The sequence below is a fragment of the Pseudomonas sp. S36 genome (assembly GCF_016647875.1).
In the GTDB taxonomy this organism is placed as follows: Bacteria; Pseudomonadota; Gammaproteobacteria; order Pseudomonadales; family Pseudomonadaceae; genus Aquipseudomonas; species Aquipseudomonas parafulva.
Genome location: NZ_JACVVG010000038.1, coordinates 1 through 19,393, shown reverse-complemented (window position 1 = coordinate 19,393; position 19,393 = coordinate 1). Strand labels below are relative to the sequence as shown.

Below are 19,393 nucleotides of genomic sequence, written 5' to 3'. Positions count from 1 at the left end.
CACCCAGGAAGGAACTTCAAACGGCAGGCCCCTCAAATCAGATACTTCCTACACTGAAGGCCATCCACCCTCCACCGTCAGGTAGGTGGCTTTACCCCAGTGTCAGCCTCACCCAAAATGACGCCCATGCGGCCCACTCGAAAAAGGATTTGCCAGTGGCATCAATCTACCAGCTCAAACCCCGTTTCCAGGCATTGCTGCGCCCCTCGGTGCAGCGCCTTCATGATCGCGGCGTAACCGCCAACCAGGTCACGGTATCCGCCGCCCTGCTGTCGGTACTGCTGGGCCTGCTGCTAGCCGCGGTGCCCCACGTCACCTGGCTGTTCGTGCTGGTGCCGCTATGGATGCTGGTGCGCATGGCGCTGAATGCCATCGACGGCATGCTGGCACGGGAGTTTGGCCAGCAGTCCACCCTGGGCGCCTACCTGAACGAGCTGTGCGACGTGATCGCGGATGCTGCACTGTACCTGCCCTTCGCCCTGCTGCCCGGCGTGTCACCTGCGCTGGTGGTGCTGGTGGTGCTGTTCGCCACTGTCAGCGAGTACGCCGGGGTAATGGGCCCGCTGGCCGGGGCTTCGCGGCGCTATGACGGCCCCATGGGCAAGAGCGACCGCGCCTTTGCGTTCGGCGTGCTGGGCGCAGGGGTGGCGGTGGGGCTGCTTACCGCTGCCTGGGTCAACGGCCTGCTGCTGGTCATCCTCGCGCTCTCGCTCTATACCCTTTACAACCGCGTTCGTCGCGGGCTCGCGGAAACCCGCCAGGCCTAACTTGCAGTCGCAAAGGATTTCGAACATGCGCCAAGCGCAAACCCTGCACTTCTCTACCCATGATGGCGTCGAGCTGCACTACCGCCACTGGCCTGCAACCCGCAACGAGTACCAGCCGCGCCGGGCGGTGGTGATGTTCCACCGCGGCCACGAACACGGCGGCCGCATGGCCCACCTGGCTGATGAGCTGGACATGCCGGGCTATGACTTCTTCGCCTGGGATGCCCGGGGCCATGGGCTTTCCCCAGGTGCGCGCGGTGATAGCCCGGGCTTTGCCACCAGCGTGCGCGACGTACAGACGTTCATCGAGCACATTCAGGCCAGCCACGGTATCGCCGAGCAGGAACTTGTGGTGTTGGCGCAGAGCGTGGGTGCTGTGCTGATCGCCACCTGGGCGCATGATTACGCGCCGAAGGTTCGCTGCCTGGTGCTGGCCTCACCGGCTTTCAAGGTCAAGCTGTACGTGCCCTTCGCCCGCCCTGGCCTGAAAGTGCTCAAGGCTGTGCGCGGCAACTTTTTCGTCAACAGTTACGTCAAGCCAGGGTTGCTTACCCATGACCCGGAGCGGGTGATGTCGTATACCGCCGACCCCCTCATCAGCCGGCCGATCTCGGTGACCATGCTGTTGGGGTTGTACGACGCTGCCGACCGTGTAGTTGCCGATGCGCAGGCGATACAGGTACCAACGCAACTGCTGGTGTCCGGTGCCGATCTGGTGGTTGAGCGCCAGCCGCAGGAGCGCTTCTTCCACAACCTGGGCAGCACCCGCAAGGAAATGCACGTTCTACCCGGGTTCTTCCACGACACCTTGGGCGAGCGCGACCGGGCACATGCCTTGCGCCGCATTGAGCGCTTCGTGGAGCACTGTTTCGCCAGCCCCTGCCCGCTGCCATCGCTGCTGGATGCGGACAAGACCGGCGCCACCTGCGCCGAAGCCGAAAGCCTGGCCGCACCGCTGCCGCACAACTCCCCACGTGACCTGTACTGGCGCGCTACCCGGGCGGGGCTGCGGTTTGGCAGCGGGCTGTCGGAAGGCGTGAAGCTGGGCTTCGACACCGGGTTCGACTCTGGCAGCACCCTGGATTACGTGTACCGCAACAAGCCTTCCGGCAAAGGCTGGTTGGGTGCCCAAATAGACAAGAACTACCTCGATGCCATTGGCTGGCGCGGTATTCGCCAGCGCAAGCTGCACGTCGAAGAGCTGCTACGCCAGGCCATCGGCTGCTTGCATCAGGCTCAGTGCCCGGTGCACATCGTCGATATCGCTGCTGGCCACGGCCGCTACATTCTGGAAGCGCTGCAGCAGCTGGAGCAATTGCCAGACTCGATCCTGCTGCGTGATTACAGCCCCCTTAACGTGGAGCAAGGTTCGGCGTTGATCCAGCAGAAAGGTCTGGCCGACATTGCCCGCTTCGTTCAGGGCGATGCGTTTGATCGCCAGAGCCTGGCCTCGCTTGAGCAACCGCCAACCCTGGCTGTGGTTTCCGGCCTGTATGAGCTGTTCGCCAGCAACCAGCTGGTGGGCAACTCGCTCGCCGGCCTGGCCGATGCGATGGAAGAGGGCAGCTACCTGGTCTACACCGGCCAGCCCTGGCACCCACAGCTGGAGATGATCGCCCGCGCACTTACCAGCCATCGCGAAGGCCAGGCCTGGGTGATGCGCCGTCGCAGCCAGGCCGAAATGGACCAGCTGGTGGAGGCGGCAGGCTTCCGCAAGCTCACCCAGCGTATCGATGAGTGGGGTATTTTCAGCGTCAGCCTGGCACAGCGGGTACGTTGAATGAACCCCACGCGCGAAGCCGGCCTGATACGCCGAGGGGTGTGCTGGCTGGTGTTGCTGGGGCCGCTGTTTTTCCTGAGCTATGGGCTGGCCAACAACTACGCCGCAGGGCGCAGCGATGTGGGCAGCCTGGTGTTCGGCTGGGAAACCCGCATGCCACTGTGGCCGTGGACGATCATCCCGTACTGGTCGATCGACCTGCTATATGGCTTGTCCTTCCTACTGCCGCGCACCCGGCAGGAGATGGACCGACATGCCCTGGCGTTACTGTCGGCGCAATTGATCTGCGTGGCCTGCTTCATCCTGTGGCCGCTGCGCTTTACCTTCGAGCGGCCAGCGCTGGACGGGCTGTTTGGCTGGCTGTTCGACCTGCTGATGGGTTTTGACAAACCTTTCAACCAGGCGCCCTCGCTGCATATTGCCCTGTTGGTGATCATCTGGACGATGTTCGCCCGCCACGTGCAGCGCCAGCCCTGGCGCTGGCTGGTACACGGCTGGATGGGGCTGATTGGCCTTTCGGTGCTGACCACCTGGCAGCATCACTTCATTGACCTGCCGACCGGCGCACTTGCAGGGCTGGTGTGCCTCTGGCTGTGGCCCAAGGCAGGGCAGCTGCCTTGGCAAGGTGCACAGTTAACCCGGGATACCAAGCGCTGGCGCATCGCCTCGTACTACCTGGCAGGGGCACTGGTGTGCACCCTGGCGGCTGCCACACTGCGCGGCGGCTGGCTGTGGCTGCTCTGGCCCTGCGTGTCACTGCTGCTGGTGGCGCTGAACTATGCCGTGCTCGGGGCTGGCGGCTTTCAGAAAAATGCTGACGGGCATCTATCGGTGGCGGCTACCTGGTTATTAGGCCCCTACCTGCTCGGCGCCTGGCTCAACGCCCGAGTGTGGACGTGGCGCCACCCGCAGCCAGACGAAGTGTGCGACGGCGTTTACCTGGGACGGATCCCGGCACGCACGCTGCCCTTTGCGGCCGTGGTCGACCTGTGCGCCGAATTGCCGTTCCTGGCCAAACCCAGCCCCACGGCAACCCGTGCACCCGAACACTACGAGCCCTTCCCGGTGCTTGATCTGATCCCGCCGCCTGCGCAACTGCTGCGCCAGGCCGCCGCCCGTATCGAGCAGCTGCACAGCCAGGGCCCATTACTGGTTTGCTGCGCCTTGGGCTACTCCCGCAGCGCCTGCGCCGTGGCAGCCTGGCTGATAGTGAGCGGGCGCTGCGCCGACGCCCACCAGGCCGAAGCGCTGGTCCGCAAGGCGCGACCGGGCATCAGGCTGCATGCAGCACACCAACGGGTGCTGCAGCACCTGAGGAGGCCATCATGAGCCTCTGGGTCGTTGCCACCCTGCTACAGCGTGGTAGCCAACTAGAGCGTTTCTCGGACGGCCTTACCCTGCTGGCGCTTGCCTATGGTATGGCGCCCATGCTCGGTGTCACGGTGCACCCGTTCGCCACTCTGGCCTGCGCCGTATTGACCGCCCTGGGTGTGCTGCACAAGTACTGGGCGATTCGCGTCGGGCTGGATGCTGCAATGTTCGCCCACCTCGCCAACAGCCACGACCTGGCAGCGGATACCCTAGCGTTGGACCGGGCGCTCATCGAGCTTTCGCTCAAACCACTGGCGCCTGACCACCGCAACTGGCCCGAACGCAGCAAGGCCGCGCTGGCCCTGCTACGTCGCCAGGGCGTGTGCCTGACGCTGCAAATCATGGTAGCCCTGGCTACCTTGCTGATACTGCCTTTCAACGGATGATGATCACCCCATGCTCGCCAACCTTACCGCCTACGTCATCACTTCTGCTGCACGCCTGATAACCGGCGCTCGTGCCCTGTGGCTGGGCTGCACACCGGAGCCCGTTCAGCGCCTGTATTTTGCCAACCACAGCAGCCACGGCGACTTCGTGCTGCTCTGGGCTTCGTTGCCACAGGCGTTGCGCAGCCGTGCACGCCCGGTAGCAGGCGCGGATTACTGGGCCAAGCCCGGCATCCGCGACTTCCTGATCCGGCAGGTATTCAATGGCGTATTGATCAACCGCCAGCGTGACGAAGGCGGCGGCAACCCGCTGCAACCGGTACTGGATGCGGTGGCCCAGGGCGACTCGCTGATCTTTTTCCCCGAGGGTACCCGCAACCTGGGCGACGAGCCCTTGATGCCGTTCAGAAGCGGGCTTTACCACCTGGCAGCCGCCCACCCGCAGGTCGAACTGGTACCCGTCTGGATTGCCAACCTCAACCGGGTGATGCCCAAAGGCCGGGCTTTGCCGCTGCCGTTGCTGTGCACGCTGAGTTTCGGTGAGCCCATGCACCTGCAGGCCGATGAGACCAAGCAGGCGTTTCTCGATCGGGCCAGCCAGGCCCTGCTCAACCTTGCACCCAAGGATGCCTGACATGCACGACAATACCCTCTCGTTGTTCGCCGGCATTGGCGCCCTGCTGCTGCTCGCCAGCGTGATCGGCCGCCTGCTGAAATGGCGCGCAGGCCCCGGCCCCCATGCGGTCATCGATAACCTCAACGCCCGTATCAACGCCTGGTGGGTAATGGTGCTGGTGATCGGCATCGCCTTTTTGTTCGGCAAGTACGGGGTGATCGTGCTGTTCTACGGGGTGTCGTTCTATGCATTGCGCGAATTCATGACCCTCACCCCCACCCGGCGCAGTGACTACCCCGCACTGGTAGCGGCATTTTATGTGGCGCTGCCGGTGCAGTACGTGCTGATTGCCATGGACTGGTACGGCATGTTCAGCATCTTCATCCCCGTCTACCTGTTCCTGCTGCTGCCGATCCTGGCCAGCTTCGGCGGCGACACCACGCGCTTCCTGGAGCGGGCGTCAAAGGTACAGTGGGGGCTGATGATCGCGGTGTACTGCGTGTCCTCGGTACCCGCGCTGATGACCCTCGATATCCCCGGCTACGAGGGCCGCAACCTGTTGCTGATCGCCTGGCTGATCCTGGTGGTGCAGATCAGCGACGTGCTGCAGTACGTGTGCGGCAAACTGTTCGGCAAACACAAGGTCGCGCCCAACCTTTCACCGTCCAAGACGGTGGAAGGCCTGGCCGGTGGTGTGGCACTGGCGACACTGATCGGCGCCTTGCTGTGCTGGATTACCCCGTTCAACTTCTGGCAGGCGGCGCTGATGGCCCTGGCCGTGAACGCCATGGGCTTCTTCGGCGGGCTGGTCATGTCGGCCATCAAGCGCGACCGTGGCGTGAAGGACTGGGGGCACATGATCGAAGGTCACGGCGGCATGCTCGACCGCATGGACTCGGTGTGCTTTGCCGCGCCGGTGTTCTTTCACTTTGTGCGGTATTGGTGGGCATAGCGCGTCCAGGCACCTCGACGTCGAGCTCAGGCAACTCCGCGCTGGCCATACACCCTATGGTGACGGGTCATCCAACCAGTCACCAGGAGTTGTGCCATGTCCGATTTCATCACCGTGCTGCGTGAAACCTGCCCCACGCCGGTCGTGGACGCCACCAAGTGGAAACGTATCGGCGGCGAACCGCACACCGTGAACCTCAATGCCTACCTGTCGGCCGACGGCAGCAAGATCATGGGCACCTGGATCTGCACCCCGGGCAAGTTCGAGGTCAACTACGACAAGTGGGAGTACTGCCACTTCCTCGATGGCTACTGCATCATCACCCCGGAAGGTGAAGCGCCCAAACACCTCAAGGCCGGTGATGTGTTCGTGATCGAACCAGGCATGAAAGGCACGTGGGAAGTGGTCGAAACTGTGCGCAAGTACTTCGTCTTCGCGTGACGGGCAGCCGCTTGGGCTACCCCCTGCGATAGGGCCGGGCTAAAAAAACGCGGCCCGCACGCCCTTCCCTCTGGTGCGCAGTTACAGAGGGAGGGGCGCCAGGCCTGCGGTAAAGTCCACTGCTTGCCTCAAACCTTCTTGCGGTACCCCTCGACGATGGCAGAGAAGTCTTTGCCACCGTCCCCGCGCAAGCTCATGGCCTGGTACAACTGCTGGGCGACGGCGCCAAGAATCACCGGCTGATGCGCCTGCCGCGCAGCTTCCGTGGCCAGCCCCAGGTCCTTGAGCATCAGCTCGGCACCGAAGCCGCCGGTGTAGCCGCGTGCCGCGGGTGCAGTCTCGATGACGCCTGGCCAGGGGTTATAGGTGTCCGAACTCCAGCACCGGCCTGTAGAACTGTTGATGATCCCCGCCAGCACCTGGGTATCGATGCCCAGCGCGTTGCCCAGGGCCATGGCCTCGGAAACACCGATCATCGAAATACCCAGCAGCAGGTTGTTGCAGATCTTGGCGATCTGCCCGGTACCTACATCGCCGCAATGCACGATGTTACGGCCCATGTGCTCCAGCACCGGCTTGAGGGTGGCGAACAGTTCAGCACTGGCGCCGACCATGAAGGTCAAGGTGCCCGCCGCCGCGCCCCCGGTGCCACCAGAGACGGGTGCATCCCCCATGTCGACACCTTTGGCCGCAGCAGCCTTGCACACCTCGCGCGCCGTTTGTGGGTCGATGGTGCTGCAGTCAAGCGTAGGGGTGCCTGGGCGGATACCGGCCAGCACGCCGTCCTCGTTCAGGTACACGCTGCGCACATGGGCAGCGGCCGGCAGCATGGTGATGACCAGCTCGGCGGCAGCCGCTGCCTCCTTGGGCGAGGCGCTGATGTGCCCACCCAGTGCGGCAAGTTCTGCCAACACCTCCTTGTTCAGGTCGAACAATTCAAGCGCGTGCCCGGCCTTGATCAGGTTGCGGGCCATGGGTGCCCCCATGTTGCCCAAGCCGATGAATGCAATACGCATGCGGTACTCCTTAGCGCAGGCTGATGGTGGTGTTCACACCGTCATTGACACTGTCGTCATCGAACCAGCGCGCGGTGACGGTCTTGGTCTGAGTGTAGAACTGCACGACCTGCTTGCCGTACGGGCCAAGGTCGCCCAGCTTGGAGCCCCGCGAGCCGGTAAAGCTGAAGAAAGGCACAGGCACCGGAATGGGGATGTTGATGCCGACCTGGCCGACATCGATCTCGCTCTGGAACTTGCGCGCAGCCGCGCCGCTTTGGGTGAACAGGCCGGTGCCATTACCGAAGGGGTTGGCATTGACCAGGGCGATGGCTTCGTCGAGGGTATCCACCTCGAGGGTCACCAGCACCGGGCCGAAGATCTCCTGGGTGTACACCTGCATGTCGGTGGTGACACCGGAGAACAGGGTGGGGCCGACGAAGTTGCCCTGCTCGTAACCGGGCACCTTCACATCGCGGCCATCGAGCTCCAGTTTCGCCCCCTCGCGGATGCCACTTTCGATCAGGCCAAGCACACGCTCCTTGGCGCGCCTAGAAACCACAGGGCCGACATCGGTGCCAGGCTCGCTGCCGGCGTTCACCTTCAGCTTGCTGGCAGCCGCCTTGATGTCCGGCAGCCACTCCCGGGCCTTGCCCACCAACACCGCCACCGACGTGGCCATGCAACGCTGCCCGGCTGCCCCAAATGCGGCGCCGACCAAGGCATTGACGGTTTGCGTGCGGTTGGCGTCAGGCAGCACTACCGCATGGTTCTTCGCCCCCATCATCGACTGCACGCGCTTGCCGTGCTGGCTGGCCAGGTTGTACACGTGGGTACCCACCTCGGTTGAGCCCACGAACGAAATCGCCTTGATGTCCTTGTGCGTGCAGATGGCGTCCACCACCTGCTTGCCGCCATGCACCACGTTGAGCACGCCAGGCGGCACACCGGCTTCCAGCGCCAGTTCCACCAGCAACAGGGTGGAAAGCGGGTCCTGCTCGGAAGGCTTGAGCACGAAGGTATTGCCGCACACGATGGCCATGGGGAACATCCACAGGGGGATCATGGCGGGGAAGTTGAACGGGGTGATACCCGCACACACGCCGATCGGCTGGCGCAGCGTGTACGTGTCCACGCCGCCGGCCACGTTCTCGGCAAACTCGCCCATCTGCAGCGTACCGATGGACGCCGCGTGTTCCACCACCTCCAGCCCGCGGAAAATATCGCCCTCGGCATCGGCGAGGGTTTTGCCCTGTTCGGCGCTGAGCACCTGGGCGATGCGCTTGCTGTGCTCGCGGATCAGCGCCTGCAGTTTGAGCATGATGCGCATGCGCGCACCAATCGGGGTGTCACGCCAGCTCACGAAGGCGCGCTGGGCTGCCGCCACCGCAGCGTCAACCTCCTGCACCGTGGCGAACGGCACACGTGCCAGCACTTGCTGGGTGGCCGGGTTGACGACGTCACGCCACTCCCCGGTGCTGGACGCCACCCATTGCCCGTCGATCAGCAGCTTTACCTGCTCGACTTTGGCCTGGTCGGGGGATTGCGGTGCATTCATCTGCGTTCTCCTTGGAATTATTGTCAGGACGAGATCGCCAGCGCCGGGCAAACGCGGGGTGGCGTTGAAAGGCATGTTTCGAGTATAGATGTGCAAACATCCAACAAGAACGCACAAAAAAACCGGATCATCATGCAAAAAGACCTCACATCCCTCAGCGCATTGAACTGGGACGACCTGAAGTTCTTTCTTGAAGTCGCCCGAACCCGCAAAGCCAGCACCGCCGCCAAACGCCTGGGTGTGGACTACACCACGGTGTCCCGGCGCATCAGTTCACTGGAGGGGGCGCTGGGCACCTTGCTGTTCGAGAAGTCGCGTACCACAGGCTTCGTACTGACCGCGGAGGGCCAGCGCCTGTTGAGCTATGCAGAAACCATTGAAAGCACGCTGCACATGGCGTGCGAGCAGGTATCGGGGTCGGGTGTGGCGCTGTCCGGGCATGTGCGGATGGGCTGTACGGAAGGCTTTGGCAGCTTCTTCATCACCCCCCAGCTCAGCCACTTCGTTGAGGCCTACCCGGCAATCTCCGTGGACATCCTGCCGCTTCCGCACTTCATCAGCCTGTCCAAACGCGAGGCGGATATCGTCATCGCCCTGGAGCGGCCAGAGCACGGGCCCTATGTATGCTGCAAGCTCTGCGACTACCGTTTGCGGCTGTACGCCACCCAGCCCTACCTCGACAGCCACGCGCCGATAAGGCAGGTAGCGGACCTGGCGGGGCACCCGTTCATCAGCTACGTCGATGACCTGGCGTTCAGCTCGGAGCTGCTGTACCTGGCCAACCTGATCCCCAGCGCCACTGCGCACCTGCGCAGCACCAGCGTGATCGCCCAGTACACGGCGGCCTTGCAGGGCCGTGGCCTGGCAATTCTGCCGTGTTTTCTGGCCGCACAAGACCCAAGGTTGGTCACGGTGCTGCCGGAGCAGGTAGAGGTGACGCGGCAATTCTGGATGTACTGCCGGGAGGACTTGCGCAAGTTGAAGCGCATCACCCTGCTGTGGGATTACATCCGTGAGGTCACAGAGCTGAACCGTTCAATGTTGCTAGGGGAGACGCACACCTGTCAGTTTCTGGAGTGAGCGGGTGGCACCGCTGGGGGTTGGTGGGGCTGCGTGGCAGCCCATCGCTGGCGATTGCCTGCACCTTTGTCTGGCCCTAAACCTCTTCAAGCATCAACCCGGAAATCCGCCGCACCTTCCGCGCCACCGCCTCTTCAAAGATCCCCTGGCGTGGCTCGACCAAGGTGAAGCAGTGCTTGGCCCGGGTGATGCCGGTGTACACCAGTTCTTTGGTCAGTACCGGGTTCAGTGCATCGGGTAGCACCAGGGCGGTATGGCCAAACTCCGAACCCTGGGATTTGTGCACGGTCATGGCGAACACGGTTTCCACTTCGTTCAGCCGGCTGGGCAGCACGAAGCGCACGCCACCGCTGCCATCGTTACGCGGGAACGCCACACGCAGCAGGGGCATACCCTGCTCGTCCGGCAGGCGCAGGGCGATGCCGATGTCACCGTTCATCAGGCCCAGGCCGTAGTCATTGCGGGTCACCAGCACCGGGCGGCCTTCGTACCAAGGCTGCTGGGTGTCGATCAGACCGGCAGTGTGCAGCACCCGCGCCACACGCTCGTTGAGGCCCTCGACACCCCAGGCCCCCCGGCGCACGGCGCACAGCAACTGGAAGTCTTCGAAGCTGTGCAGTACCCGGGCAGCCCAGTGTTCCCAGGCCGGGTCATCGAATGCGGTGCCCAGGGCCGGCCGATAGCGGCCGAGGGTGCGCAGATAGCCTCGATAGCCCTGGGGGCCGTCGACGCCCAGGTTGAGGCCATCGAGCAGCAGCCGGTCGAGGGCGCGGTCGTGCTCCTGTTTCAAGGCCAGGCTGTGAACATCGGCCGGGGGCTTGGCCAGCAGGTTGCGTGCGCCGTCGCTGTCCTGGCGGTTGACCAGCCGTGCCAGCTGGCCAATGCCACTACCCTCGCCGAAACGCCGGGAAAACCGCAGCATCACCACCTGCTGTGCCAGTGGGTGACGGTGGGCATCACCGCTTGTGAGGCCGCTGCCTGCCAGCGACTGGCCGCCAATGCCTTCGAGCCATGCCTGGGTGGCCGGGGAATAGCAACCCTGCTCCGCATCCCGGCACAGGTCGCCGAGCACCGCGCCTGCTTCTACCGACGCCAGCTGGTCCTTGTCCCCCAGGAGCACCAGCCGTGCCTTGGGCGGCAGGGCATCGAGCAAGTTGGCCATCATCTCGAGGTCGATCATGGAGGCCTCATCGACCACCAGCACGTCCAGCGGCAACGGGTTGCCAGCATGGTGGCGGAAGTGCCGCGACCCAGGGCGGCTGCCGAGCAGGCGGTGGACGGTGCTGACCTCGGTGGGAATATGCCCGCGCACCTCATCACTCACCTGCAGGCGCTCGACCTGCTGGCCAATGGACTCGGTAAGCCGCGCAGCAGCCTTGCCGGTGGGGGCGGCCAAGCGGATGCGCAGCGGCCTGCCCTGTTCCACCGCCGGCGCCTGCAGCAAGGCCAGCAGGCGCACCACCGTGGTGGTCTTGCCGGTGCCGGGCCCCCCGGTGATGATGCTGAAACCGGCCCGCGTCGCCAGGGCACAGGCCAGCTTCTGCCAGTCAACCTGCCCGGGTGACTCACCCGCCTCGAACAACTGGGCGAGGCGAGCGGGCAAGTCGGCGGGCAAGGCTTCTGCCTGGGTCAGCCGCAGGCGCAGGTTGTGATCGATCCGCCGTTCGTAGCTCCAGTAACGGCGCAAGTACAGGCGCTCGCCGCTGAGCACCAGTGGCCGGGTGTGCTGGCCGGGCGCATTGCCGGCCGCAACCAGCGGGCTTGCGGCGATGCGCTGGCGCCAAGCGTGCAGGTCGAGGTTGGCCAACAACTGCGAAGGCAACAGCAACGGCCCGATCAGGGCATCGCCCTCGGGTGGCAACGACAGCGCGAAGTCTGGCTCGGCCAGGGTCTGCTGCAGGTCCAGGCAGACATGCCCGTGGCCCAGCTGGTGGCTGGCCAGGGCAGCGGCCAGCAACAGCAGTGGGTCGCTGCCCGGCGCGCGTTCCTCGAGAAATGACACGAACGCGCGGTCCAGGGCGCGCAGCCAGCCGCGCTCCACCCAACGATCGAGCAGTTGCAACAGGTCATTGCTGTTGCGCTGGGGCGCCAGTGCCAGCAAGTGCTCGGCCTGCAGCGGCGTGGGTAACAGGTCCATCAAGGTGCGGCTCATGGCTCGACTCCGGCAAACAGGTCTTGCTGCACGGGCGGATGCTCGCCCCGGAACAGCGCATCAAGGCCTTCGATAAGCGCACGCGGGGGCCGGGTGTGGTACACGCCATGCCCGCTGCTGCTGGCCCCGCGCAGAAAAATGAACAGCGCACCGCCCACGTGGCGGTCGTAGTCGTAGTCCGCCAGCCGAGCCCGCAGCTGGCGGTGCAAAGCCAGCAGGTAGAGGACGTACTGGAGGTCGTAGCGGTGTTCGAGGATGGCGCGCTGCATGGCCGCGTGGTCATAAGCCTGGATATCCGGGCCCAGCCAGTTGGACTTGTAGTCGGTGACGTAGTAGCGCCCGTCCAGCTCGAACGCCAGGTCGATGAAACCCTTGAACATCCCGTTGAGCAGCGTGGGTTGAGCCGCCGGGCGCGGCTGCCCAGGGTGAGTATGGTGTGCTACCAGGCGGTCGAGCTGCTGCGCATCGACCTGATGGCTGGCGAACCAGAACTCCATCTCTACCTGGTAGCGGCTCAGTTGGCCCAGGGTCAGGCTGAGGCCGCCTGCTGCCAGCGGCAAAGGTTCGGTCAGCAGGCGGGCCAGCCATTCGGTCAATGTGGGTATGAACCCTTCCCAGCCACGGCGATTGCAGCGTTGCCCGACCGTACGTTCGATCAGGCTGGCGTTGCTGGCTACCTTGTCGAAGCCTTCACGGCCCGCCCATTCCAGCAGCCCGTGCAGGAAGGTACCCGGGTTCGGACCGCGGGGGAAACGGTGGATATCGCCACTGCCTGCCGCCACTTCGCGCAGGGCCGTGGCATCAACCCATTCATCATCCAGCAGTTGTTGGGCCTGGGAACTGTCGGCGCCCAACGCCTGGTCACCGATGCGCAAGGCGCTGTAGGAGGCGATCCACCAGTGCTCGGCTGCCGAGCGCCGCGGGGTGCGCGCCGCCGCCAGCTCACGCTGGGCGTGGGGCATGCGGTAATGCTGGGCTTCAGCCGTTGGCAGGCCTGGGCAGGTGATGTGCGGGCTGGTGTCTGCCAGTGTTTGCAGCCATACCGTCAATTGCTGGGAATCAGCCAGTTCCGCGCCCCCGCCCAACAGGTAACCCAAGGCCGACCGGTGCAGCTGTGAGCGCTTGTGGTTACCGCGCTTGAGGTCGGCAACACCCAACCAGCAGGCATGCTGGGCGCGAGTCAGGGCCACGTACAGCAACCGCAGGTCCTCGGCCAGACGCTCGTCGTCGGCGCGTTCGATCTGCTGCGCGTCGGGGGTGAGGGTGAGGTGGGCATTGCCTTGGCCGTCATGCCAGGCCAGCGGCAGGCGGCTACCGTCCACCGGCTTGCTGGTGCAGATGAACGGCAGGTAGACCAGGGGATATTCCAGCCCCTTGGACTTGTGAATGGTCACCACCTTGACCAGTTGCTCATCACTCTCCAGGCGCAGAATCTGCTCCTCGCCCGCCTGGCCGGCATTGGCCAGTTGCTCGGCCAGGTGACGGACCAACGCTTGCTCACCGTCCAGCTCACCGGCTGCCTGTTGCAGCAGCTCGGCCAGGTGCAGCAAATTGGTGAGCACCCGCTCGCCGTCAGTGCGGCGGATGAGCGTGCGCGGCAGCTCGAAGTCGTGCAGCAGGTGCCGCAGCATCGGCAACACGCCCTGGCGCTGCCAGGTTTCACGGTAAGCGCGAAAGCGCATGACCCAGTCTTCCCAAACCCGCTCGTCCTGGTTGAGGCGGTCCAGCGCGGTGAGCGACAGGCCGAGGGTAACGCTGGCCAGGGCCGCCTTGAGCAAGCGCTCCGAATCTGGCTCTGCACAGGCTTTCAGCCAGGCCAGCAAGTCATGTGCCTCCTGTGCGCTGAACACCGAGTCCTTGTCGGACAGGTAGACGCTGCGAACACCCCGTGCAGCGAGCTCTGCACGTACCAGCTGCGCCTCATGCCCATCACGCACCAGGATGGCGATGTCTGACGGCAGGCAGGGACGCAGCTCGCCCTGTGCGTTCAGGAAGCCTGCCATACCCTGCTGGCCGCCGTTGAGCAGCGAGACGATATGGCTGGCACAACTGGCTGCCATTTCCTTGCGGTAAAGGCTCCCGGAAACGGGTGCATCACTTGCCAGTTGCCAGCACTGCAAGGCGGCGCACGGCTGCCCGTCGAGCATCAGTTGCTCGCTGCGGCCCTTGGCGCGCACGGCAATGAAGGGCAACGGGTTGTCCTCGGCTTCACGGAACAGAAACGCGCCCCGCCCTGCCGCGCGGGTTTCGGCTTGCAGAAACACCTGGTTCACCGCCGCGACCATGGCCTTGCTGGAGCGGTAGTTGGTGTCCAGGCTGTGCAAGCGCCCATGGGTGGCGCGCCGTGCAGCCAGGTAGGTGTAGATATCGGCGCCGCGGAAGGCATAGATGGCCTGCTTGGGGTCGCCGATCATGAACAGGCCGGTTTCGGCGCGGTTTTCACCGATCTGGTAGATGCGTTCGAAAATGCCGTATTGCACGGGGTCGGTATCTTGGAACTCGTCGATGAGCGCCACCGGGAACTGCTCGCGCACCAGGCTGGCCAGGCGTTCCCCGGCATCACCGTTCAAGGCGTGCTGCAAGCGCAGCAGCATGTCGTCGAAGCCCATCTCGGCGCGGCGGCGTTTCTCCACCTCGAACCTGGCAGCCACCCAACCCGCCGCGTGCTCAAGCAACGCGGCGTCAGGGGTGGCCAGGGCCTGTAGGTTTTGCTGCAGGGTCTGCATGGCGTCCAGCGCCGGGTGCGTCGGCGGCTCGCCGACCTTCCAGGCCTCGGCCATGCCCGCCGGCGTCAGGCGGGTGAAGCCGGTACCCAGGTCCAGCTCTATGCACTGCGGGTCGGCGGCCCAAAGGGCGAGTTTGTCGAACCAGGGTTCGAAATAGCGGGCCTGCATCTTGCGCCCATCTACCTGCTTGGCTGCCAGGGCATCACGGCAAACCTGCCGCAGCTCTTCGGCCCAGGCTGCCCACGGCGCTTTCAGCTGGGCCAGTTGCCCGTCGCGTTCACGCAGCGCGGCGTCGATCAGGGCCTCAGGGTCAGGCCCTGACGGTTCGGTGCGCACCCGCCCGAACAGGGGCCGGATGCGGGGCAGCAAGGCATCAGGGCTGCCCCAATGGCTGCGCACCCAGGCCAGTGCCTGGGTTTGCATGCCGTAGCAGAAACGCCGCCAGTAGTCGCGCATGACCTGGCCCAGCAGCTCGCTGTGGTCGGTTTCCAGGGTCTGAGTGAACAGGCTACCGCTGTCAAAGGCATGTTCACGCAGCATGCGCTGGCACCAGCCGTGAATGGTCGAGACAGCGGCCTCGTCCATCCATTGCACGGCGATTTCCAGGCGCCCGGCGCAGCGGGGCCAGGCGTCCTGCGGGTAGTCATCACGCAGTTGCACCAGCAGCGGGTCGGCGGCTACCAGTTCACCCCGGAAAAACCGCGCCGCCTCCGCCAGGCGCGTACGAATACGCTCGCGCAGTTCTTTGGTAGCGGCGTCGGTGAAGGTCACCACCAGGATCTGAGGTGGCAGCAGTTCGCGGGCAAAGCCGTGCTCGCCACCGTGGCCAAGGATCAGGCGCAGGTACAGCGCAGAGATGGTGAAGGTCTTGCCGGTGCCGGCGCTGGCCTCGATCAGTTGGCTGCCGTGCAGGGGGAAGGTCAAGGCCAGTGGGCGGTCCTGGGTCATGCGGCTGTCTCCGGGTTGCCCAGGGTCTGCCAGGGGGCATCGAACAGGGGGCGATACAAGGCTTCACACCAGCCTTCGAAGGTTTCGTCAGCAGTCAGCGCGGCAAAGTCGCGGTACTGACGGGCCAGGGCGACGCTCTCGTCACGCTCGCCACCGCTGTTGCGCTCATCGCCTTCATAGGCGCGGGCTGCCGCCGCCAGGGCTTTATCGCTGTCGTCCTGGCCCAGCCAGGCGAAGGCTGTTTTCGGCGCAACCGGCAACGGCGCGCTCATGCCTGCCTGGCGAGCCACCATCAGCTCGCCGAGCCGTTGCGCGGCCTGTTGCGGGTCAAGCGGGGGCAGTAGCAAGGTCAGGTCACTGGCCACCAGGGCGCTGTGATAGGGATACCCGGCGGCGCACGCCGCCAGGTGGGTGACCCAGGGCGCGATCAGCCGGTGCCACTTGAGGCTGTTTCGCCCGGCGCTGAGGGTATTGGGCACGGTAGTGATGCTCAACAGGCTCTGGTCGTCAGACTGGAACACCCGGCCAAGCCAGCCTTCCAGGCGGTGCGGCCCCTGCTCGAAATGCACCGGCAAGGCGCCGTCCACCTGCGTCGGCCACCGGGCCAGGAGCTGCTGGTGACGCTGCAGCAGGTTGGGCAACGGCTCGATCAATTCATCCTGCAACAGCTGGCCAAAGCCTGCCAGCGGCAGCAGCCCGCTGGCCTGCAGGCGTCGGGCCTGAGTGTGCAGGGCGGGCTGCGCGTTGGCCGGGTCGGCCAGCGCTGCGCCCAGCAGGCTTTCGCTGGCGGCGTAGCGTTGCAACGCATCGAGCACAAAGGGCTCTTCGTCCGGTGTTGGGGCCTCCAACGCCTCAAAGTAAACCTTCAGTCGCTGGCTGAAGAAGTGCCTGACCGGGTGACGCAGAAAGTCACTCAGTTGGTTCAGGCTGAGCGGTTCATCATCGATGAATGGCTCCAGCGCTTCGGCCGGGTTGTCCACAGGAGCCTGCTGGTGCAGTACCTGCCACTCGTGGGCATAGCTGAACAGCGGGCTGCCGCGCTCGAAGTAGCGCGGGCTGAATGGCTGCAGCGGGTGTTCCTGGGTCAGGGCATGCAGCAACTGCTCACCTGCGGCCTGCAGGTCGTGCTGCTCGGCGCCAGGCAGGCGCCAACCGGCAGCAATGTGATCACGCAACTGGCCGATGAGTACCGAAGCGGGGCGCTCGCTGTTGTCGCGAATGCTGCGCCCGACCCAACTGACATACAGCTGATCCCGGGCTGAAAGCAGTGCCTCAAGCAGCAGGTAGCGGTCGTCCTCGCGCCGGGAGCGATCACCGGGGCGGTAGTCACTGGCCATGAGGTCGAAGTCGAGCGGCTGCTGCGCTCGCGGGTAGTCACCGTCGTTCATGCCCAGCAGGCAGACCACCCGAAACGGAATGGCGCGCATGGGCATGAGGGTGCAGAAATTTACCGAACCGGCCAGAAAGCGCTGGGACAACTTGCCTTCATCCAGCCCAGACAACCAAGCCTCACGCACTACCGTCAACGGCAACGGGTCTTGCAGGCCCACTGTTTCACACACCTGCAGCCAGGTTTCGCGAAGGTCCTGCAACTGCATCAGCAGAAATTCGTCACGTTCGTCGTCGGCAACGAAAAACACCTGCAACAGGGCATTCAGGCGCTCGCCCCACTGCTCGACGGTAGCCGGCGTGGCCAACGCTTCGCAGGCAACCTCAAGCGCATCGAGCAAGGCGACCAGCGGGCCAATCAATGCCGCGTCCAGGCCACCGATTTCGTCATAGGGCTCAATGCCGTCGCACGCTTCCCCGATACCCACGGCATAACCCAGCAGCATGCGGCGCAGGCCAAAGCGCCAGGAGTTTTGCTCTAGGCCGCCGGGCAAACCAAGGCTGGCCCGCTGATCAGCATTCAACCCCCAACGAATACCTGCACCCTCGATCCAGCGGTGCAGGGTGGGCAAGTCAGCTTCGCGGATGCCAAAGCGGGCACGCACTGCCGGCACATCCAGCAGGTCGAGCACCTCACTCACGGCGAAACGGCTCTCCGGCAGTTTCAGCAGGTGCTCCAGGGCGATCAACAGCGGCTCGCGTCCACGCTGGCCTTGGTCGGTCAGGGTGAAGGGGATATGACGGGGGTCTTTGCGGGGCAACTGGCCGAACACCGCGCGGATGTGCGGCGCGTAGGTGTCGATATCCGGCAGCATGACGATCACGTCGCGCGGGCGCAAAGTGGCATCGGCACTGAACCGGGCAAGCAGCTGATCGTGAAGAATTTCCACTTCACGCTGCGGGCTGTGGGCAATGTGGAAGCGCACCGAGCGATCACTGACTGGATCCACCGGCCCCCACAATGCGCGGGATTCAGCGAGCGGGCGCAGTTCCAGGATGTCGTCCTGGAGTTGGTTGAGCACTGTGGCGGGGTTGCCATCACTGAACAGGTCGATGCGGCCGTCGCTGAATACGCCCTGATAGCTGCCGGGGTCGTCGTAGCTGTCGAGCAGGTTGATGTAGTCGCGGCCTTGCTTGCCCCAAGCCGCCAACAGCGGGTGGGCGTGCTGGTGCAGCGACTGATCGTCCAGTTGCAGGGGCATGCCTTGCTTGCGCTGCTGGCGCTTGTACTGGTGTCGCAACAGGTCCTTGTCGGCAACGATGTCAGCCCAATGGTGCCGGCAGGGGTTGTGCACGCACAGCAGTACCTGGCTGAACCTGGCCAGGCCGGCCAATGCCTCCAGTGCCTGGGCGGGCAGCGAGGAAATACCGAACACGATTACCCGTTGTGGCAGCCCGGCAGGTGCCTGCTGCAATTGATCAATGCATTCGATAAAGCGCTGGTGCACACCGGCGCGGCTCTGGGCCATGCCTTGCTGGCCGACGTCTTCCAGCAACGCGCGCCACAGCTCGGCCTGCCAACGGTTGCCCGCCGGCAGTGGTTTGCGCTCGCCGCGGGCGGTGATGACGATGTGGTCGCCAGCAGCCCAGGCCTTGAGCCAGTCGGCTCGGTAAACCTGGTACTGGTCGAACAGGTCTGCCAGGCGCTCAGCCAGCTGATAACGCTTGCGCAGGTCGCTGTCGTCGGTCAGAAAGCGCCGCAGTGGCTCGAAGTGCTGTTGCTCCACCAGCGTTGGCAGCAGGCGCATCAGGCGCCAGGTCAAGGGTGACTTGTCGAGCAGTGAAACCTCGGGGATTTCCTCGCGGCCCAGCACGCTGCGGTACAACTGCCACATGAAGCTGCCGGGTAGCTGCACGTCGATGGCTGCGGCGATACCACAACCGCCCTGGTCGTCTTCAAGCGGGTCTTCTGCCAGGGCCAGCTTGAGCCACTGGGCAATGCCATTGCTTTGCACCAGGGCGATTTCATTCTCCAGCGGCGCCAGCGGATAGCGGCGCATCCAGCTCACGACCAAGCTTCGCAGGTCGTCGAGGCGGTTGCCATGGACGATCATGAAACCGGGGTGCAGGCAGCTGTTGGACATCGGCAGGTCTCTGGCGGGCGCGGGTGACGTGATGGGGAACGATATCACGGGGCTGGGGAGTTTCTAGCCCACAAAGACAAAACCCCTACCTGCATGTGCAGATAGGGGTTTTGCGAAATGAATCTTGACGATGACCTACTCTCACATG

13 protein-coding genes are annotated in these 19,393 nt (G+C 64.5%); 8 read left to right on the top strand and 5 right to left on the bottom strand.

Going from position 1 to position 19,393, the window contains the following annotated elements:
• The first annotated feature begins 155 nt into the window (after positions 1 to 155).
• The 7 genes from IAE36_RS18525 to IAE36_RS18495 all read left to right on the top strand — a co-directional run bounded on the left by IAE36_RS18525 (position 156) and on the right by IAE36_RS18495 (position 6,313).
• A complete protein-coding gene (locus IAE36_RS18525) occupies positions 156 to 767 on the top strand; it encodes a CDP-alcohol phosphatidyltransferase family protein (protein ID WP_201213945.1) in 612 nt (203 codons plus the stop codon).
• A gap of 25 nt (positions 768 to 792) precedes the next feature.
• Positions 793 to 2,547, top strand: coding sequence for a bifunctional alpha/beta hydrolase/class I SAM-dependent methyltransferase (locus IAE36_RS18520; RefSeq protein WP_201213943.1), 1,755 nt, complete (start codon positions 793 to 795; stop codon positions 2,545 to 2,547).
• On the top strand, positions 2,548 to 3,876 hold the full coding sequence (locus IAE36_RS18515; protein WP_201213941.1) for a phosphatase PAP2/dual specificity phosphatase family protein: 1,329 nt from the start codon (positions 2,548 to 2,550) through the stop codon (positions 3,874 to 3,876). It abuts the gene before it with no gap.
• Entirely contained in the window at positions 3,873 to 4,304 is a 432-nt protein-coding gene (locus IAE36_RS18510) for a hypothetical protein (protein ID WP_201213939.1), read from the top strand. Before IAE36_RS18515 ends, IAE36_RS18510 begins: the two co-directional genes overlap by 4 nt.
• 10 nt (positions 4,305 to 4,314) lie before the next feature.
• Complete coding sequence (locus IAE36_RS18505; RefSeq protein ID WP_060483011.1) at positions 4,315 to 4,938, top strand: lysophospholipid acyltransferase family protein; 624 nt, start codon at positions 4,315 to 4,317, stop codon at positions 4,936 to 4,938.
• A 1-nt stretch (position 4,939) separates the two neighbouring features.
• On the top strand, positions 4,940 to 5,872 hold the full coding sequence (locus tag IAE36_RS18500) for a phosphatidate cytidylyltransferase (protein ID WP_028633346.1): 933 nt from the start codon (positions 4,940 to 4,942) through the stop codon (positions 5,870 to 5,872).
• Between the two features lie 96 nt (positions 5,873 to 5,968).
• On the top strand, positions 5,969 to 6,313 hold the full coding sequence (locus tag IAE36_RS18495; RefSeq protein ID WP_028633348.1) for a cupin domain-containing protein: 345 nt from the start codon (positions 5,969 to 5,971) through the stop codon (positions 6,311 to 6,313).
• A 128-nt stretch (positions 6,314 to 6,441) separates the two neighbouring features.
• Here the strand turns inward: IAE36_RS18495 and mmsB are convergent, their stop codons facing one another.
• Positions 6,442 to 7,329: a 3-hydroxyisobutyrate dehydrogenase gene (gene mmsB, locus IAE36_RS18490; RefSeq protein WP_201213937.1), complete on the bottom strand. Its 888-nt coding sequence runs from the start codon at positions 7,327 to 7,329 to the stop codon at positions 6,442 to 6,444.
• 10 nt (positions 7,330 to 7,339) lie between these two features.
• Positions 7,340 to 8,866: a CoA-acylating methylmalonate-semialdehyde dehydrogenase gene (locus IAE36_RS18485; RefSeq protein ID WP_028633350.1), complete on the bottom strand. Its 1,527-nt coding sequence runs from the start codon at positions 8,864 to 8,866 to the stop codon at positions 7,340 to 7,342.
• A 132-nt stretch (positions 8,867 to 8,998) separates the two neighbouring features.
• Between IAE36_RS18485 and IAE36_RS18480 the strand changes: the two genes are divergently transcribed.
• Positions 8,999 to 9,946: a LysR family transcriptional regulator gene (locus IAE36_RS18480; protein WP_201213935.1), complete on the top strand. Its 948-nt coding sequence runs from the start codon at positions 8,999 to 9,001 to the stop codon at positions 9,944 to 9,946.
• Positions 9,947 to 10,022: 76 nt separating this feature from the next.
• On the opposite strand, the gene recD is transcribed toward IAE36_RS18480, so the two are convergent.
• Genes recD through recC form a run of 3 tightly spaced genes read right to left on the bottom strand, consistent with a single transcriptional unit; the run spans position 10,023 to position 19,245 of the window.
• Entirely contained in the window at positions 10,023 to 12,098 is a 2,076-nt protein-coding gene (gene recD / locus IAE36_RS18475; protein WP_201213933.1) for an exodeoxyribonuclease V subunit alpha, read from the bottom strand.
• Positions 12,095 to 15,772 carry an exodeoxyribonuclease V subunit beta gene (gene recB / locus IAE36_RS18470; protein WP_201213931.1) on the bottom strand — a complete coding sequence of 1,226 codons (3,678 nt, stop codon included), beginning with the start codon at positions 15,770 to 15,772 and terminating at the stop codon, positions 12,095 to 12,097. Before recB ends, recD begins: the two co-directional genes overlap by 4 nt.
• Entirely contained in the window at positions 15,769 to 19,245 is a 3,477-nt protein-coding gene (gene recC / locus IAE36_RS18465) for an exodeoxyribonuclease V subunit gamma (protein WP_201213929.1), read from the bottom strand. Before recC ends, recB begins: the two co-directional genes overlap by 4 nt.
• Positions 19,246 to 19,393: the final 148 nt, after the last annotated feature.

Coding starts and splice junctions, on each gene's coding strand:
- IAE36_RS18520 (WP_201213943.1), top strand. CDS start 793: ATGCGCCAAGCGCAAACCCTGCACTTCTCTACCCATGATGGCGTCGAG.
- IAE36_RS18515 (WP_201213941.1), top strand. CDS start 2,548: ATGAACCCCACGCGCGAAGCCGGCCTGATACGCCGAGGGGTGTGCTGG.
- IAE36_RS18510 (WP_201213939.1), top strand. CDS start 3,873: ATGAGCCTCTGGGTCGTTGCCACCCTGCTACAGCGTGGTAGCCAACTA.
- IAE36_RS18505 (WP_060483011.1), top strand. CDS start 4,315: ATGCTCGCCAACCTTACCGCCTACGTCATCACTTCTGCTGCACGCCTG.
- IAE36_RS18500 (WP_028633346.1), top strand. CDS start 4,940: ATGCACGACAATACCCTCTCGTTGTTCGCCGGCATTGGCGCCCTGCTG.
- IAE36_RS18495 (WP_028633348.1), top strand. CDS start 5,969: ATGTCCGATTTCATCACCGTGCTGCGTGAAACCTGCCCCACGCCGGTC.
- mmsB (WP_201213937.1), bottom strand. CDS start 7,329: ATGCGTATTGCATTCATCGGCTTGGGCAACATGGGGGCACCCATGGCC.
- IAE36_RS18485 (WP_028633350.1), bottom strand. CDS start 8,866: ATGAATGCACCGCAATCCCCCGACCAGGCCAAAGTCGAGCAGGTAAAG.
- IAE36_RS18480 (WP_201213935.1), top strand. CDS start 8,999: ATGCAAAAAGACCTCACATCCCTCAGCGCATTGAACTGGGACGACCTG.
- recD (WP_201213933.1), bottom strand. CDS start 12,098: ATGAGCCGCACCTTGATGGACCTGTTACCCACGCCGCTGCAGGCCGAG.
- recB (WP_201213931.1), bottom strand. CDS start 15,772: ATGACCCAGGACCGCCCACTGGCCTTGACCTTCCCCCTGCACGGCAGC.
- recC (WP_201213929.1), bottom strand. CDS start 19,245: ATGTCCAACAGCTGCCTGCACCCCGGTTTCATGATCGTCCATGGCAAC.